The sequence below is a fragment of the Mycolicibacterium neworleansense genome, assembly GCF_001245615.1.
Lineage (GTDB): Bacteria > Actinomycetota > Actinomycetes > Mycobacteriales > Mycobacteriaceae > Mycobacterium > Mycobacterium neworleansense.
Window position 1 is genome coordinate 1,124,141 of sequence record NZ_CWKH01000002.1, and the last position, 16,848, is coordinate 1,140,988.

Below are 16,848 nucleotides of genomic sequence, written 5' to 3' on the forward strand. Positions count from 1 at the left end.
ACCTAACGGCGGGCCGGCTCGGGCACGTGTTCCGGGCGTACCCCCGTGCCCACCAGGTACGCGGGGATGACGCTCAGTTGGGGGAACCGTCGCATGATGCCCACGAGCGTGCCAGGCGGGGTGATCTCGGCGCCGGCCATCACCGGCTGCATCACCTGACGGTGCAGGATCCGTTGGAGGCCTTGGGTGATGGTGGTCGGCAGAGCACGTTGACGCTGCACCGCGGCCAGGTTGGAGGTCGTGACCCGGTGTTCGCGCAGCGGTTGGTACAGCAGGCGCGCGGCCGCGGCGGCGTCCTGGATCGCGACGTTGATACCGACTCCGCCGACGGGCGACATGGCGTGGGCGGCGTCGCCGATGCACAGCAGGCCGTCCAGGTACCACCGCGACAGCCGGTTGAGTTGCACGTCGAGGCGTTTGACGTCGTCGAAGGAGGACAGGGCACTCAGGTCGGCCTCGGGGATCAGCTCGGCGAGTTCGGCGCGGAACGCCTCCAAGCCGCGGGCCCGCAGCCCGGCGTCGCTGCCCTTGGGAATCAGATAGGCGACCTGGAAGTAGCCGGTGCGAGGAATCATGATCAGCGCACGCCCGGGTCCGGTGCGCGGGATCAGCGAGTACTGACCGTCTTCGGCCCGGGGCAGGCGGAACCACCACACGTCGAAGGGGACCGGATAGTCCCGGGTCTTCAGCCCGGCCTCCCGTCGGACCACCGAGGTGCGTCCGTCGCAGGCCACCGTGAGTTCGGCGGTCAGCTCGCCCTCGCCCTGCGGGCTGGTGTAGCGCACCCCGGTGACGCGTTCGCCACTGCGCAGCAGCCCGGTCACCTCGGTCTGCATGCGCAGGGTGAAGTTGGGTTCGCATTTGCCGGCATCGGCCAGCAGGTCGAGGAAATCCCACTGGGGGACCATCGCCACGTACGGGTGGGGTTGGCGCAGCCGACGGAAGTCGACGAGGGTCACCGGCTTACCGTCGACCGGGAACTCGGCCTTTTCCACCTTGCTGTAGCCGGTCTTGCCGAACTCGTCGAACAGCCCCAGTTCGTCGAGCATCCGCATGGTGCTCGGATGCACTGTGTCCCCGCGGAAATCGCGCAGGAAGTCAGCGTGCTTCTCCAGCACGGTCACCGCCACCCCGCACCGGGCCAGGATCAGCCCGAGCATCATCCCGGCGGGCCCACCGCCGACGATCGCGCAGGTGGTGTCAGGCATGGGCGAGTCCGTTCAGTGCGTCGGGTAGTGGCTCGGTGTGCAGCACGCCGAGGCGCTGCGTCGCGCGGGTGAGGGCGACGTACAACTCGGCTGCACCGCGGTCACCGTCGGCCAGGATGTGCGCCGGCTCCACGACCAGCACCGCATCGAACTCGAGCCCCTTGGTTTCCGACGGTGCCACCGCACCGGGCACCTCAGGCGGGCCGATCACCACACAGGTGCCGTCGCGGGTGGCTTCGTCGCGCACGAATTCGTCCACGGCGGCTGGGATTTCGGAAGCGGTCAGCTGCCTGGCCCACGGCTGCACACCGCAGGCCCGCACCGATTCCGGCGGCTGTACACCGGGTGCGAACTCGGCCAGCAGCGCACCGGCCACCGCCATGATCTCGGCCGGGGTGCGGTAGTTCACCGACAACGTCCGGTAGATCCACCGGCCGGGCACGTACGGCTCGAGCATGGCGTCCCAGGACCGGGCCCCGGCCGCCGAGCGGCGTTGCGCCAGATCGCCCACCACCGTGAAGGACCGCCGTGGGCAACGACGCACCACCCCCCGCCAGTCCATCTCGGACAGTTCCTGGGCTTCGTCGACCACCACATGACCGTAGGTCCAATCCCGGTCGGCCGCAGCACGTTCGGCCAGTTCGCGGGTGTCGCGTTCGAGGAAGCGGTCGGCCAGGTCCTCGGCGTCGATCAGGTCGCTGGCCAGCAGGTGGTCCTCGTCGTCCATCAGATCCTCGCGCGCGATCATCAGATCGAGCACGCCGGCGGCGTAGGCGGCTTCCTCGCGCCGTTCGCGTTCGGCAGCTTCGTCGGCCGCCTTGTCCCGGCCCAGCAGGTCGACGAGCTCATCGAGCAACGGCACGTCCGAGATGGTCCACGCGCTGCCGTCGGCCCGGAACAGCCGCGGGTCGGCACCGGCCGCGGCCAGCCGCTCGGGTGACGAATACAGCGGGGCCAGGAGGGTTTCGGGGGTCAGGATCGGCCACAACGCGTCCAGTGCGGCGGTGAACGCGGCGTTGTCGTCGAGTTCGCTGACCACACTGGCCCGCAGCTCCTCCCAGGCCGCCTTGTCCTGCCGGCTCAGCCAGCCCTTGCCGATGCGGGCCACGGCCCGTTCGGTCAGGACATAGGTGACGATGTCGCGGAACGTCGCGCGGGCTTCGTTGTGCGGCAGCCCGGTCTCCCGGGCTTCCTCTTTCGCCCACTGTGCGGTCTCGGCGTCGATCCGCACGGTGACATCGGGCAGCTCGATCAACATCGGCTCGTCGGGGATCGCCTGCCGGTCGGCGACCGCGGCGGCCAACACGTCGAGGATCTGCAGAGAGCCTTTGAGCGCGGCCACCTCGGGCGCGTCCTCGGCGGTGACATGCAGTCCGGGCACCAGGTCGCCCGGCGTCATGAACACCGCATCCGATTCACCCAGCGAAGGCAGCACCCGGCCGATGTGGTTCAGGAACGCCTCGTTGGGGCCGACGACGAGAACGCCGTGGCGTTCGATGCGCTCACGGTGGGTGTAGAGCAGGTAGGCCACCCGGTGCAGGGCCACCACGGTCTTGCCGGTACCCGGGCCGCCCTCGACCACCAGCACGCCGGTGTGTTCGTTGCGGATGACCTCGTCCTGTTCGGCCTGGATCGTGGCGACGATGTCGCGCATGCCCGCGCCGCGCGGGGCGTTCACCGCGGCCAGCAGTGCGGCGTCCTCGTCACCTTCGTCGCCCGCGGTGGGCCGGCCCAGCACCTCGTCGGTGAAATCGAGCACCCGCCGACCCAGGGTGCGGAACTGGCGCCGCCGGCGCATGTTCTCCGGGTTGGCCCCGGTCGCGGTGTAGAACGGCCGGGCCAACGGTGCCCGCCAGTCCAGCAGCAACGGTTCGTAGTCGTCCTCGCGATCGAACAGGCCGAGGCGCCCGACGTAGAGATGTTCTCCGGCAACGGTTTCCAGCCGTCCGAAGCACAGGCCGTTGTCGGCCACGTCGAGACGGTTGGCTTCCTTGGCCAATGCGCGAACCTCGGCGTCGCGTTCCACCGCGGAGCCGCCGTGCTCGCGCAGCGCGGTGCGGTAGCGGTCACGCACCCGGATGCGTTCGGCGTCCAGGCGGGTATAGAGCCCGTCCACATAGGTCTGTTCGGACTGCACTTCGACATCGTGATCGTCAGCTGGCACGTGCTCCTCGTTCATCCTTGGTGTGGTTCGGCCAGCGATTGTGCGCCATCACCGGGGCCTTGCCGCAAGGCCCCGGGTCCGCGATAAAATGGGGTTCAGCAACCGGTCATCCCATTCGGCCGACATCCACGATACGCAGCACCGCGGCACCCTCTTCGTCGCTGGCGGCCAGGTCGACTTCCACGTCGAAGCCCCAATCGTGATCTCCGGCAGGATCTTCGAGGATCTGTCGAATTCGCCACACCTGCGGCTGCCGGTCGAAGATCAGCAACGCCGGGCCACGCGCGTCAGCTCCGGTGCCCACCTCGGCATGCTCGTCGAAGTACTCGTCGCCGACCTCGGCCCAGCGCTCGGCCGTCCACCCGGACGCGGCGTCCAGCGCGCCCAACTCATCCCAGCGGGCCCGGGCGAACAACTCCACCCGCCGGAACAGCGCGTTGCGCACCATGGCGGTGAACGCCCGCTCGTTGCCCGTCAGCGGGCGCGGCCGGGCCGGCACCGGAACCGGCACGTCGTGCGGCTGGTCGGGGCTGGTGAGTTGCTCCCATTCGTCGAGCAGGCTGGAATCGACCTGGCGTACCAACTCGCCCAGCCACTCGACGATGTCGCCCAGCGCTTCGGTACGAGCGGCCGTCGGTACGCCCGAGCGCAGCGCCTTGAACGCGTCGGACAGGTAGCGCAGCACGGCACCTTCGGAGCGGGTGAGCCCGTAGAGGCTGATGTACTCGCGGAAGGTCAGGGCGCGTTCCCACATCTCCCGCACCACCGATTTGGGGGACAGATGCCCGTCGGCCGCCCACGGATTGGTCTGGCGGTACACCTCGTAGGTGTGCTCCAGCAGTTCTTGCAGCGGCTTGGGATAGGTGACCTCGTCGAGCAGTTCGATGCGTTCGTCGTACTCGATCCCGTCGGCCTTCATCTGCGCCACGGCCTCGCCCCTGGCCTTGTTCAGCTGGGCGGCCAGGATCTGCCGAGGATCTTCGAGGGTGGCCTCGATCACCGAGATGACATTCAAGGCATAGCTTGCTGGATCTTCTGGTTCGGGATCCAGTACGTCGACCGCGGCCAGGGCGAAGGTGGACAGGGGTTGGTTGAGCGCGAAGTCGTCGGGCAGGTCGACGGTGAGCCGGTACCGGCGGCCATCGGGTTCGGGTTCGTCGAGCCTCTCGATCACCCCGGCCTGCAGCAGCGAGCGCGCGATGCCGACGGCCTCCCGGATGTGCCGGAGCTGACGTTTGCGTGGCTCGTGGTTGTCGGTGAGCAGCCGTCGCATCGCCACGAACGGGTCACCCGGACGGTCGACCACATCGAGGATCATCGCCGTGGACACCCGCATGTTGCTGGTCAACGCTTCGGGGGCGGCCTCCATCAGGCGGTTCATGGTGGCCTCGCCCCACGGCACCATGCCCTCGGGTGCCTTGCGGCGCACCAATTTCCGGCGCTTCTTGGGATCGTCGGCTACTTTCGCGAACTGCTTGAGGTTCTCCACCTCGTGGTCGGGAGCCTGCACCACGACGGTGCCTGCGGTGTCGTATCCGGCCCGGCCGGCCCGCCCGGCGATCTGATGGAACTCGCGGGCATTGAGCAGCCGCATCCGGGTGCCGTCGTATTTGGACAGCGCCGAGAACACGACGGTGCGGATCGGGACGTTGATGCCGACGCCGAGGGTGTCGGTGCCGCAGATCACCTTCAGCAGCCCGGCCTGGGCCAGCTGTTCCACCAGCCGCCGGTATTTGGGCAGCATGCCGGCGTGATGGACGCCGATGCCGTGGCGCACCAGCCGCGACAGCGTGGTCCCGAAGGTCGTCGAGAAACGAAAGCTGCCAATGTGTTCGGCGATCGCGGCCTTCTCCTCCTTGGTGCAGACATTGACGCTCATCAGCGCCTGCGCCCGTTCCAGCGCCGAGGCCTGGGTGAAGTGCACGACGTAGATCGGCGCCTGCTTCGTCTCCAGCAGGTCGGCGATGGTCTCGTGCATCGCCGTGGTGGCATACGAGAAGAACAGCGGCACCGGCCTTTCCGCGCCCGCGACCAGAGCCGTCGTCCGCCCGGTGCGCCGCGTGAGGTCCTCACGCAGGAACGTGACGTCGCCCAGCGTCGCCGACATCAGCAGGAACTGGGCCCGGGGAAGTTCCAGCAACGGCACCTGCCAGGCCCAGCCGCGGTCCGGGTCGCCGTAGAAGTGGAACTCGTCCATCACCACCAACCCGATGTCGGCGTCGGCGCCTTCGCGCAGCGCGAGGTTGGCCAGGATCTCGGCGGTGCAGGCGATGATCGGGGCATCGGCGTTGACCGACGCGTCCCCGGTGAGCATGCCGACGTTGTCGGCCCCGAACACATCGCACAGCGCGAAGAACTTCTCACTGACCAACGCCTTGATCGGCGCGGTGTAGAAACTGACGCGGTCCGTGGCAAGCGCCGCGTAGATCGCCCCGGTGGCCACCAGGGATTTACCCGAACCGGTCGGCGTCGCGAGGATCACGTTCGCTCCGCTGACCAGTTCGATCAGTGCCTCCTCCTGCGCCGGGTACAGCGTGGTGCCGTTGGCCTCGGCCCAACTGGCGAAGTCGGTGAACAGCGTGTCGGCGTCGTCGCCCTTGGCGCGCAGCGCCGACAGGTCGTTCGGATCGTCGAGCAGGGGAGTGGTCATATTGATGACCAGCGTGCCAGTCCGCCCCTGCCGACGATCGTCCCGGTCGACCGGTCGTTATCCGAACTGTCCCGGCTGGTAGTCGCCGGCGGGCATCTGAACGATCACGTTCAAGCGGTTGACGGTGTTCATGAAGGCGATCAGGCACACCAGCGCCGCCAGCTGATCCTCGTCGTAGTGCTTGACCGCATTGGCCCACACTTGGTCGCTGACCCCGCCCGCCGCGTCGGCGATCCGGGTGCCCTCCTCGGTCAGTTCCAGCGCCGCGCGTTCAGCCTCGGTGAACACCGTTGCCTCCCGCCAGGCCGCGACCAGGTGCAGACGCTGCTGGGTCTCCCCGGCGGCAGCGGCGTCCTTGGTGTGCATGTCGGTGCAGAAGGCGCAGCCGTTGATCTGGCTCGCGCGCAACGCCACCAATTGCTGAGTTGCCTCGGGGAGTGCCGAATCCGTGATCACCTTGCCCGCTGACGTGACGTACTTGAGCATCTTGGTGGCGGTCCGGTTCTCGAACAGGTTCAAACGAGCATCCATTGGTGCACTCCTATGTTGTTGGTGACTACCCCCTCAAGACACCTCGAATCGACGAAATGTGACATGCGGCGATAATCAGCAGGTGCCGATGCCGACCACTGTCGAGTTCGTCCTGCTGGCGGCTGTCGTCGTGCTGTTCGCGGCGTTCGTCACGTTCCTGGTGCTGTTCATCGTGAGCCGGCGTCAGCTGACCAATGCGCGCCGCGAGATCGAGCGCATGAAGCTCGAGGACGAGGACCGTCGGCGGAAGCGCCGTCGCGGGGTGGCGCCGTTGGCCATCAAAACGGTGTTCCAGACCGCGGACATGTTGATCAACAAGGGGCTGGGCGCGACGGTTCGCAACTCGATCGAGGATCTGGCCGGGTGGGCCCAGGTGGAGCGTCCGGATCTGGCCCGGCTCACCGCTGACGGCCGGGTCGTCATCGTCTTCTCCGACATCGAGGGCTCGACCGAGTACAACGCCGCGATGGGTGACCGGGCCTGGGTCAAGCTGCTGGAGAAGCACAACAAGCTCGTGCAGACGCGGGTCGACAAGCACGGCGGTCACGTCGTCAAGACGCAGGGCGACGGATTCATGATCGCGTTCGCCGATCCGGAGAACGCGGTGCGGTTCGCCGCCGATGTGCAGCGGGCACTGGCCGAGAACGCGCAACGGTGGCAGGCGATCCGGGTGCGCATCGGTGTGCACATGGGCACGTCGGTGCGCCGGGGTGACGACCTGTTCGGGCTCGACGTCGCGATGGCGGCGCGGGTGGCCGGTCAGGCAGACGGCGGCGAGATCCTGGTCAGTGAGGCGGTCGCCGAGGCGGTCAGGCACCTCGATGACTTCCAGCTAGGTGCTCCGCGCGAGGTGGAACTGAAGGGCCTGCCCGGAAGCCATCGGCTCTACCCCGTCCTCAGCGCCGAGCAGCGGGCGCTGGAGGCGGCGGCTGAACATGACGCGTGACCCACTGCGCGGCCAGCTTGATCAGGCCTGACTTCGGATAGCTGATGTGCGCGTTCCAGTCCCGGCCGAGCGAACAGATCGGGTCGTTGGTGTTGCACAGATCGGCGGTCCTGGCACCGAAGTCCGGACTCATCCGGGTCAACGGCTGGCCGAGGCGGGCGGACGGATTGCCGAAGACCACGACGGAGGCGATCCGCGGGACCACCGCGGCGGGCAACGGGGCCGTGTAGCCCAGCCCGGCGATGGGTGAGGTGGCCACGACGTCGACGACGGCCGCGCCCTGTGAGTAGCCACCCATCACGATCTTCGTCTTGGGGCAGCGCGCCGCGGTGGCCTGGACGCGCTTGCTCATGTCGGTGGCTCCGGCGGCGGCCTTCATGAAGTCCCACGATGCCGGGTACTGCACCGCGTAGGTGCCGACGGTCGAGCCTTTCACCATGGGACGCAGCGTGTCGACGAACGCCTTGCCGACGTTGCCGATGCCGGCGGGTTCGTCGGTGCCGCGGGCGAAGACCACTTCGATATCCGGACAGTCCGGTGCAGCCGCGGCGAAGGGCGTCCAGATCGTGCCCACCGCGGCGGCCGCAGTCACTGCTGCGCTGCCCGCGAGGGCCGATACCTTACGGACACCCACGAATCACTTCTACCACTGTTTTAACAGTAATGCCCAGGCATACCAGGCGCGGGTAACGGGTATCACGTAGCGGTGACCAGCCAAGTTCTCGACGAACTCCTGCACATCGAACGCGCCGGGTGGGATTCGTTGTGCGAGTCGACCGGCGCGGATTTCTACGGCGAGCTGATGTTGCCCGAGGGGGTCATGGTGCTCGCCAACGGCATGGTGATGGACCGGAACACCGTCGTCAGCGCCTTGGCGGAGTCGCCACCGTGGCGCGCCTATGAGATCAGCGGTGTTCGGCTGATCGCTCTCGACGACGACAACGCGGCCCTGGTCTACACGGGTACGGCGTACCGCGACGGGGAGGAGCCGGCCTTCGTCGGCGCCATGTCCAGCGTCTACCACCGGGTCGCCGGGGTGTGGAAGCTCGCGCTGTACCAGCAGACGCGCAAACCCGACCACTGAGCACCTCGGCGGCCGGTCGGGCCACGCCCCGCATATGGTCGATCGGTGACGATCGCCTATGACGAAGCCCTGCGGGCCCGCATCGGGGTGCATCTGGCGGGGCACGAGCGCCGCGCCGTGACGGACCAGACGAAGCGGCATGCGGCCGTCGCGGTCGTCCTGGTCGACTCCGAACTCGGAGAGGACCGGGTAGATCCGGCTCCGGTCGACGAGTGGATCGGGGGCCGGCCGATGCCGGAACCCGGACTCGACGGGCGCATGGTCGATGTGTCAGGCGGGGCCGCTTTTCTGTTGTGCCGCAGGACTTCTCGACTTTCTTCTCACGCCGCGCAGTGGGCGCTGCCCGGCGGCAGGCTGGACCCGGGTGAGACCGCGGTCGAGGCCGCGCTGCGGGAACTCGACGAAGAGGTCGGGGTGAGCCTGCCCGAATCGGCGGTGCTGGGCCTGCTCGACGACTACCCGACCCGCTCCGGGTACGTCATCACCCCGGTGGTCATCTGGGGCGGCGGACGGCTCGATCTACGCCTGTCGCCCGACGAGGTGGTGGCGGCCTACCGGGTGGGCCTGCACCAGCTTCAGCGCGAGGATTCCCCGCGATTCATCACGATCCCGGAGAGCCCGCGCCCGGTGGTGCAGATTCCGTTGGGCAACGACTTGATCCACGCACCGACCGGTGCGGTGCTGCTGCAGTTGCGGTGGCTGGCGCTTGAGGGCCGCACCGATCCGGTCGACGAACTCGAACAGCCGGTCTTCGCCTGGAAGTAGGGCTCAGGCCTCGTGTCCTGGCTTGAGATCGGCCACGTCGGTGAGGCTGACCCAGGGCTGCGGCTCGTCGGGCGCCTGGCCGGCCACCGGATTCAGTAGATATCCCACGTGGTCACCGAGGTCGAAACGGTCGAGTTTGGCCCCGACGAACCAGGCCGGCGAGCCGTCGAGAACGGGGGTCCCGGCCGGGCCGGGATGCCAGCGGCAGCCGGCGAACTTGTCCACCTCGTCACCGGTCCGGCCGCCGAACCACCGGGCCAGCTCCAGGTCGTCACGGGCCAACAGGTGCACACCCAGATGGGTGGCTGCTTCGGCCACGGCAAAGGTGTGGTTGTTCTTCGAGATCCCCACCAGGAACCGAGGCGGGTCGATGCTCGACTGTGTGGTGAATCCGACCAAGCAGCCCGCCGGCCCGTCCGCGGCCTGTGCCGTCACGACGAACATCGGGTAGTCGAGCAGCCCGAGGAATCCGTCGAAACCTTCCCAGTGGTGCGCCATCAGACCATTCTCGGCCACCGCGGCGCAGTTTGGCGCGGGCCTGGCGGGGTAGCCCCCACCTGCGACACCGCGAGCGATGGGAGTGCAGCTGTGAAAGCCGTTACCTGGCATGGCCGGCGCGATGTCCGGGTGGACACCGTGCCGGACCCGAAGATCGAAGAGCCCACCGACGCGATCATCGAGGTGACCTCGACCAACATCTGTGGGTCCGATCTACACCTATATGAGGTGCTCGGCGCCTTCATGCACCCGGGCGACATCCTCGGCCACGAACCGATGGGCATCGTGCGGGAAGTCGGCTCGGGGGTCGACAGCCTGTCGGTGGGTGAGCGCGTGGTCATCCCGTTTCAGATCTCGTGTGGCCACTGCTTCATGTGCGATCAGGATCTGTTCACCCAATGCGAGACCACCCAGGTCCGCGAGCACGGCATGGGCGCGGCCCTGTTCGGCTACTCGGAACTGTACGGTCAGATCCCCGGCGGCCAGGCGCAGTACCTGCGGGTGCCCCAGGCCCAGTTCACCCACATCAAAGTGCCTGACGGGCCACCGGATTCGCGGTTCGTCTACCTCTCGGACGTCCTGCCCACCGCGTGGCAGGCCGTGGCCTACGCCGAGATTCCCGACGGTGGCTCGGTGACGGTGCTCGGGCTCGGGCCGATCGGTGACATGGCGGCCCGGATCGCGGGGCATCTGGGCTACCGCGTGATCGCGGTGGATCGCGTCCCGGAACGGCTGGCCCGCGCCGAGGAGCGTGGCATCACCACCATCGACCTCAACTCACTCGACGAATCGGTGGGTGATGCGGTGCGGTCGATGACCGACGGCCGTGGCACGGATTCGGTGATCGATGCGGTCGGTATGGAGGCGCACGGCTCCCCGGTGGCCTCGACCTTGCAGAAGCTGACGGCGTTGATGCCCGATGCAATCGCCAAGCCGTTGATGCAGACCGCAGGGGTGGACCGGCTGGACGCGTTCTATTCGGCGATCGACATCGTGCGCCGCGGTGGCACCATCTCCCTGATCGGCGTCTACGGCGGCATGGCAGATCCGCTGCCGATGCTGACCTTGTTCGACAAGCAGGTGCAGCTGCGGATGGGACAGGCGAACGTCAAGAAATGGGTGGGCGACATCCTGCCGCTGCTCGGCGACGACGACCCTTTGGGCGTCGACGATTTCGCCACGCACGTGCTGCCGCTCGACGAAGCGCCGCACGGCTACGACATCTTTCAGAAGAAGAAGGACGGCGCGGTCAAGATCATCCTCAAGCCATAGGAGTTTCGTGGCGCCCAGGGCGGGAACCCGGACGCCATGACAATTGATGTGCAGCCGGGAACTGTCGTGGTCTTCACCGATGTGGTGTGCGGGTGGTCGACCGTTGCGCTGCACCGCTTCTACGCGGCGCGCGAGAAGGCCGGCCTGACCGACGCTGTCCGCGTGGACCATCAGCTGTTCCTGCTCGAAGACGTCAACGAATTTCCGATTCCGAAGCGCTTCCTCGACAGTGAGATCCCGGTCGTGGGCGCACTGGCACCCGAGTTCGGCTGGAAACCGTGGCAGGGTGACGCCTCCACCTGGCCCATCACCTCGCTGCTCACCAACGAGGCCGTGCACGCGGCCAAGCGGCAGTCTCTTCCTGCAGCCGAACAGCTCGACATGGCATTGCGGCACGCGTTCTTCACCGACAGCAGGCCGGTCTCGTTGTTGCACGAGATCATCCGGGTGGCGCAGCGGTGCCCGGACGTCGACGCCGGCGCGTTGCGCCGCGACCTGGAGGACGGCACGGCGCGGGCGGAGATGATGCGGGGGTACCGCCGCCACCGGGAAGAGGTCCAGGGCAGCCCGCACTTCTTCCTGGCCGACGGTTCTGACGTGCACAACCCGGGCATCGAGCTGCACTGGGTGGGCGAACCGGGATCCGGTTTCCCCGTCGTCGACAGCGACGATCCCGCGGGCATGGAGCAGCTGGTGAAGCGCGCGTCGGGCTAAGGGCGCTGCGTCCGGCGGCCGCGCCGGACGGTGGCAGCCGGGGGTGCACTCGGGCGTGGCGGGTTCGACGGCGGATCCAACCGCTGAAATGACTGCTGGATGCGTTCCCGGTCGCCGCCGAGCCCGATCAGCAGGTTGGTGATGTGGGGGGCCAGAACCCGGGTGACGCCACCGCCGTCGGTGCCGAACACGCCGATGATCTCGGCCAGGACGTAGCCGTGCATCATGGTCCAGATCTGTGCGGCGACGGCCACCGGATCGCCGTCGTCGATCGCGCCGGCCTCCATGCAGCGCCGCACGAATACGGGGATCTGGGCGTACACCGAGTTGATCTCGGACAGCGCCGCCGGGTTGCCGTCGACCGTGACGTCCCGGCCGATCGGCAGCGTGATGGACGGTGAGGTGATTCCGAACATCAGCCGGTACCGTTGCGGATAGGTGAGCGCGTAGTCGCGGTAGGCCAGTCCGGAGGCGAGCAGGTCGGCCACCGGATCGTCGGTGTCGGGACGTCGGCTCAGGTGTTCGCCGAAGCGGACGAACGACTCGCGCACGAGTGCCTCGTAGAGGCCGGACATGCCGTCGAAGTGGGTGTAGACCGCCATCGTTGAGGCGCCGATCCGCTTGGCCAACATACGCGCGTTCAGCGCCTCGGGCCCGCTCTCCTCGAGGATCTGCAGGCTCTCCTCGATCAGGCTCTCGCGAATTCCCATGGTGGACATCGTCCTGGACATGCTGCCATAACAATGTTATACCTGCCAATAACATTGTTATGGACGGGTGGGGAGCGATGTTGGAGACCATTGCGCGAACGACAAGCAGGTACGCGGTCCTGATCGTGGCCGCGTGGCTCCTGCTGGCCGGCGTCGGCAATCTCGCGGTGCCCCAACTCGAACACGTCGTGAAGGAACAGTCGCGGGCGTTCTTCCCGACCGACTCCGGCGCCACCCAAGCCGCACAACGCATGGGCACGCTGTTCGGGGATTCCGACAGCAACAACATTGCCTACGTCGTCCTCGAGGCGGACCGCACACTGGGGGACTCCGACCGCGGCTACTACCGCACGCTGGCTGACCGGCTGCGCACGCACACTCCCGGTGTCGAGTCGGTGATGGATCTGTGGGACGACCCCGCTGCCGCCGCCGTATTCGAAAGCCGAGATCACCAGGCGGCCTACCTGATGGCAAGGCTGTCCGGCCAATTGGGCAGCAGCACCGCCACCGACGCCGTGGCTGCGCTGCGCCAAGCGGTGGCAGCGATCAGTCCGCCGGACGGACTGCGGACCCACGTCACCGGGCCCGGGGCCAGCCTGGTCGACGAATTCGCCGCCCTGGACGCACAATTGGCGAGAATCACAGTGCTCACGGTCGCGATGATCGCCGCCCTGTTGTTGTTCGTGTACCGCTCGCCCATGACCGCGGCGGTACCCCTGGCGTCGGTGGGGCTGTCGCTGGCGGTCGCGCGTCCGGTGGTCGCCCTGCTGGGTGAGCACGGGGTGATCGAGGTGTCGGTGTTCTCGGTGGCATTGATGTCGGCGATGGTGTTGGGCGCAGGCACCGACTACGGCATCTTCCTGCTCGGCCGTTACCACGAGAACCGGCGCGCGGGCATGGCGCCGCCCGATGCGCTGGCCGACGCCTACCGCCGGGTGGCGCCGGTGATCGCCGGGTCGTCCGCCACCATCGCCACCGCGCTGTTCTGCCTTACCTTCGCCAAGGTGAACTTTCTGCGCAGCGCGGGAATACCCAGTGGGATAGGGGTTCTCGCCGCAATGCTGGGTGCGCTGACGCTGACCCCGGCGTTGATCGGCTTGTTCAGCCGGCGTGGGTGGGTTGAGCCGCGGGCGGCCAGGATCAGCCGTCGATGGCGCAAGATCGGCACCGCGGTAGCCCGCTGGCCGGGACCGGTCCTGGTGGTCGCCGTGACTGCCCTGATCGTCTGCACCGTACCGTTGCTCGGTGCCAAGGTCAGCTTCGCCGAGCTGAGCGCACAGCCGGCCACCACGGATTCCAGTCGCGGTTACCAGGCGGTGCACGGCCGATTTCCGGATAACCGGCTGCTGCCCGAGATCGTCTCGATCCGGTCCGACCGCGACCTGCGCACCCCCGCCGGACTGATCACGATCGAGCGGGTCACCAGGAAGATCCTCGAGGTCCGCGGAGTACGCACAGTGCAATCGGCCAGCCGGCCCGCCGGGGCCCCGGTACGCCAGGGCACGCTGACCTACCAGGCCGGGCAGATCGGCGAACAACTCGACGGCACAGCACAATCCGCGCTCGATGGGATGAACTCCGTAGACACCGTCGCGGCCACCATCGGACAACTCGACTCCGCCCTCGACGGTATGCAACGCGGGCTGACCGGCGCCGTCGACGGGCTGAACCGGGTCGGAACCGGCTCGCAGGACATCGGAGCCGGCATGACCGGCTTGCGGGGCAACCTGCAGGAGGTCTCCGGATACGCCGACCCGCTGCGCCAATTCGTCGACGGCAACCCCGACTGTGCGGCCAACCCGATCTGCGCCGCGGTGCAGAAAATCGTCAAGCCCCTCGACGATGCGGTGAGTGCGACGGGCACGCTGGCCGGTGGGGCAGGGGCGCTCAAAGACGGCGCCACCAGCGCCACCGATTCACTCGACGGCGCGGCCAGGGGCGTGGCCACGATGCGGGCAGCGCTGAACCGGCTGCGGGGTCTCACCTCCGCCCTGCGCTCCAGCCTGGACAGCGTCGGACCGCAGATGCAGCAGATGACCGGCTACCTGTCCCAGCTGAGCACCGACTTCGACGGCAGTGCTGAGGGCGGGTTCTATCTGCCGCCAAGGACTTTCGACGATCCGGAGTACCGCCGGGTGATGGCCATGATGTTCTCCCCGGACGGCCACGCCACCCGCCTGTTGGTCTACGGCGACGGTGAATCCTGGGGGCGCGACGGCGCGGAGCGGTCTGAGGAGATCCGCATCGCCGCCGCCGAAGCCCTCAAAGACACCCCGCTGGTGGCCAGTGGTGTCGTCGACCTCACCGGCGTCGGGACCGCCACCGCAGAACTCATCACCTACGTGCAGCACGACTTCGCCCTGCTCGTGATCGCCACGCTGGTGCTCATTTTCGTGATCGTGGCCGGCATGCTGCGCAGTCCCGTCGCCGGGATCGTGGTGCTGGCCACCGTGACGATCTCCTATGCCTCGGCGCTGGGCGCCAGCGCCGCCATCTGGCAATTCCTCTTCGACCAACCGCTGCACTGGGCAGTGCCCGCATTGGCGTTCATCGCCCTGGTCGCTGTCGGCGCCGACTACAACCTGCTGCTGGCGATGCGGCTACGCGACGAAGCCCACGCCGGCGTGCGGACCGCGACGATCCGGGCCTTCGCCGGAACAGGCAGTGTCGTGACCATCGCCGGAATCGTGTTCGGGCTGACCATGTTCGCGATGCTGGGTGCCAGTGTGGTGACGATCGCCCAAGTCGGATCCACCATCGGAATCGGCCTGATGATCGACACCCTGGTGGTACGCACCTTCGTGGTACCGCCGATCGCCGTGCTGCTCGGACGCTGGTTCTGGTGGCCCCGGCGCGTGGCGGTCGTCTCTAGTGTGTCGCCACCGACGACTGCGCGGCCCTGCGATTGGCGGTGAAGTCGAGGGTGAGCTGGTTCAGTGTCATGGGCAGCGGCTGGTCCGGTTCCAGGCGCGGAGTAGAGGTCAGCCGAAGATCCAAGGCGTGCAACAGGTTCGCGAGCACGGTGCTGGCAGCCAGAAGCACCAGGTTGCGGCCCGGGCATTCGGCGGGCCCGGCGGAGAAGGGTACCAGCTGTGGCTGCTGTTGGGCGCGGCCGTCCAGCCAGATGTCCGGGACGAACTGGTGGGCGTACGGCAGCAGCGCTTCGTCGCGATGGAAGGCGGGCACCACGATCATCAGTCCGGCGCCCTTGCCGATGGTGAACCGGTCAGCACCCTCTCCCCAGGTGGTGTCAGCGGTGGTGTCGCGCAGGATGGCCGGGGTGGTCGGCCACAACCGCACCGACTCCAGGACGGTCGCGCGTAGGTACGGGCGCAGCGAGGGTTGCCCTGGGTCGGCGGCTTCGCCGAGGGCGCGCGCCAATGCGGACGGATGGCTGGCCACCAGGGCAAGGGCCCGCACCGAAGCCTGCCCTGCCGCGTCGAACGCGAACAGCCACTGCGGCATCTGGCCGACGGGATCCACCGCGCCGCTCGCTGGTGTGGTGGCCACGGCATGGACCAGCGTGCCGGGCTCGGGATCCTCGGCATACCGGTAGAGCCGGTCGAGGAACCGCGCCCGCTTGCGGTAGTGCGGCAACGACAGAAACGACCAGTTGCCGGCCTTGCGCAGCTGCATCAGCTCGTCGGTGACGTCCTCGTCGTCGCGTGCCCGCTCACCCAGCGTCAGCCGGCGGACCATCCGCCACCAACTGGTCATGAACATCGACGAATCCAGATGCCCGTGATCGGCGACATCGGCGATGAGGTTGCCGGCCTCGTCGGCGATCACCTCGACGAACGAACCCGCCAGGCGGTGCACTTCCGAGGCGGTGTCCAGCGCCGCCTCGTTGAACGCCCGCCGCGGTTCGCGGATGGACCCCTGAGAGATCAGCACGCCGTGCGGCTGAAACCACTGCAGGGCTTTGCGTTTCTCCAGATTCGCGGGATGAAACGGCACCGGGGCCTCTTGCAGCACCTGTCCGACATCGTCGGGGTCGAGCACGACGACGATCCGCCGGCCCGGGATCACCACCTCGACCGGGCCGCGACCGAACCGCCTTCGGAGCTGATGTATCCGTTTGACCGCTCGCGCGTCGGCCTGAGTGCGTTCCAGCAGCCGAACCACAGGCCGACGTCGAGCCAGCACCCCCGCCGCGATGGAGGAGAACCCGAGATCGGTCAGAGTCGCGACTGCGGCCATGCCGGTGACAACGTGTCGTCGGTAACCCATGGCAAACCAACTACCCGCGCCGCCGGCATTGAAACGCCGCCACCGGTGCGGTGCGCATGACATCGGCAAAGTCTGG

Annotated in this window: 14 protein-coding genes; 6 read left to right on the forward strand and 8 right to left on the reverse strand. The window is 67.8% G+C overall.

The features are described from left to right. Positions 1 to 2 precede the first annotated feature (2 nt). From BN2156_RS21000 to BN2156_RS21015, 4 genes are all read right to left on the reverse strand, one after another. A complete protein-coding gene (locus tag BN2156_RS21000) occupies positions 3 to 1,208 on the reverse strand; it encodes an FAD-dependent oxidoreductase (protein ID WP_090516855.1) in 1,206 nt (401 codons plus the stop codon). After that, entirely contained in the window at positions 1,201 to 3,387 is a 2,187-nt protein-coding gene (gene helR / locus BN2156_RS21005) for an RNA polymerase recycling motor ATPase HelR (RefSeq protein WP_407661734.1), read from the reverse strand. Before helR ends, BN2156_RS21000 begins: the two co-directional genes overlap by 8 nt. Before the next feature lie 91 nt (positions 3,388 to 3,478). Continuing rightward, positions 3,479 to 6,022, reverse strand: a complete 2,544-nt coding sequence (locus BN2156_RS21010) for a DEAD/DEAH box helicase (RefSeq protein ID WP_090516856.1) — start codon at positions 6,020 to 6,022, stop codon at positions 3,479 to 3,481. 57 nt (positions 6,023 to 6,079) lie between these two features. Continuing rightward, on the reverse strand, positions 6,080 to 6,553 hold the full coding sequence (locus BN2156_RS21015; protein ID WP_090516857.1) for a carboxymuconolactone decarboxylase family protein: 474 nt from the start codon (positions 6,551 to 6,553) through the stop codon (positions 6,080 to 6,082). Positions 6,554 to 6,641: 88 nt separating this feature from the next. Between BN2156_RS21015 and BN2156_RS21020 the strand changes: the two genes are divergently transcribed. Beyond that, a complete protein-coding gene (locus BN2156_RS21020; protein WP_090517537.1) occupies positions 6,642 to 7,499 on the forward strand; it encodes an adenylate/guanylate cyclase domain-containing protein in 858 nt (285 codons plus the stop codon). Here BN2156_RS21020 and BN2156_RS21025 read toward each other — a convergent pair. After that, positions 7,450 to 8,133, reverse strand: a complete 684-nt coding sequence (locus BN2156_RS21025) for a cutinase family protein (protein WP_162490906.1) — start codon at positions 8,131 to 8,133, stop codon at positions 7,450 to 7,452. The two genes, BN2156_RS21020 and BN2156_RS21025, sit on opposite strands and share 50 nt — an antisense overlap. Positions 8,134 to 8,205: 72 nt before the next feature. Between BN2156_RS21025 and BN2156_RS21030 the strand changes: the two genes are divergently transcribed. Then, positions 8,206 to 8,583, forward strand: coding sequence for a nuclear transport factor 2 family protein (locus BN2156_RS21030; RefSeq protein ID WP_090516859.1), 378 nt, complete (start codon positions 8,206 to 8,208; stop codon positions 8,581 to 8,583). 45 nt (positions 8,584 to 8,628) lie between these two features. Continuing rightward, complete coding sequence (locus BN2156_RS21035) at positions 8,629 to 9,348, forward strand: NUDIX hydrolase (RefSeq protein ID WP_090516860.1); 720 nt, start codon at positions 8,629 to 8,631, stop codon at positions 9,346 to 9,348. Positions 9,349 to 9,351: 3 nt separating this feature from the next. On the opposite strand, the gene BN2156_RS21040 is transcribed toward BN2156_RS21035, so the two are convergent. Next, positions 9,352 to 9,846, reverse strand: a complete 495-nt coding sequence (locus tag BN2156_RS21040; protein ID WP_090517538.1) for a flavin reductase family protein — start codon at positions 9,844 to 9,846, stop codon at positions 9,352 to 9,354. A 90-nt stretch (positions 9,847 to 9,936) separates the two neighbouring features. Between BN2156_RS21040 and BN2156_RS21045 the strand changes: the two genes are divergently transcribed. Both BN2156_RS21045 and BN2156_RS21050 read left to right on the forward strand, forming a co-directional pair. Next, on the forward strand, positions 9,937 to 11,118 hold the full coding sequence (locus BN2156_RS21045; RefSeq protein ID WP_090516861.1) for a zinc-dependent alcohol dehydrogenase: 1,182 nt from the start codon (positions 9,937 to 9,939) through the stop codon (positions 11,116 to 11,118). Positions 11,119 to 11,154: 36 nt separating this feature from the next. Then, positions 11,155 to 11,832, forward strand: a complete 678-nt coding sequence (locus BN2156_RS21050) for a DsbA family oxidoreductase (RefSeq protein WP_210436681.1) — start codon at positions 11,155 to 11,157, stop codon at positions 11,830 to 11,832. Here the strand turns inward: BN2156_RS21050 and BN2156_RS21055 are convergent. Continuing rightward, on the reverse strand, positions 11,829 to 12,563 hold the full coding sequence (locus tag BN2156_RS21055; protein ID WP_090516862.1) for a TetR/AcrR family transcriptional regulator: 735 nt from the start codon (positions 12,561 to 12,563) through the stop codon (positions 11,829 to 11,831). The two genes, BN2156_RS21050 and BN2156_RS21055, sit on opposite strands and share 4 nt — an antisense overlap. Before the next feature lie 56 nt (positions 12,564 to 12,619). On the opposite strand from BN2156_RS21055, the gene BN2156_RS21060 reads away from it, so the two are divergent. Further along, positions 12,620 to 15,457 (forward strand): MMPL/RND family transporter, encoded by a 2,838-nt coding sequence (locus tag BN2156_RS21060; RefSeq protein ID WP_090516863.1) that lies wholly within the window; start codon positions 12,620 to 12,622, stop codon positions 15,455 to 15,457. Here BN2156_RS21060 and BN2156_RS21065 read toward each other — a convergent pair. After that, the gene (locus tag BN2156_RS21065; protein ID WP_308207854.1) at positions 15,411 to 16,835 is read right to left on the reverse strand and encodes a cytochrome P450; all 1,425 of its coding nucleotides are present in this window, start codon (positions 16,833 to 16,835) and stop codon (positions 15,411 to 15,413) included. The genes BN2156_RS21060 and BN2156_RS21065 overlap by 47 nt on opposite strands. Between the last annotated feature and the right edge of the window lie 13 nt (positions 16,836 to 16,848).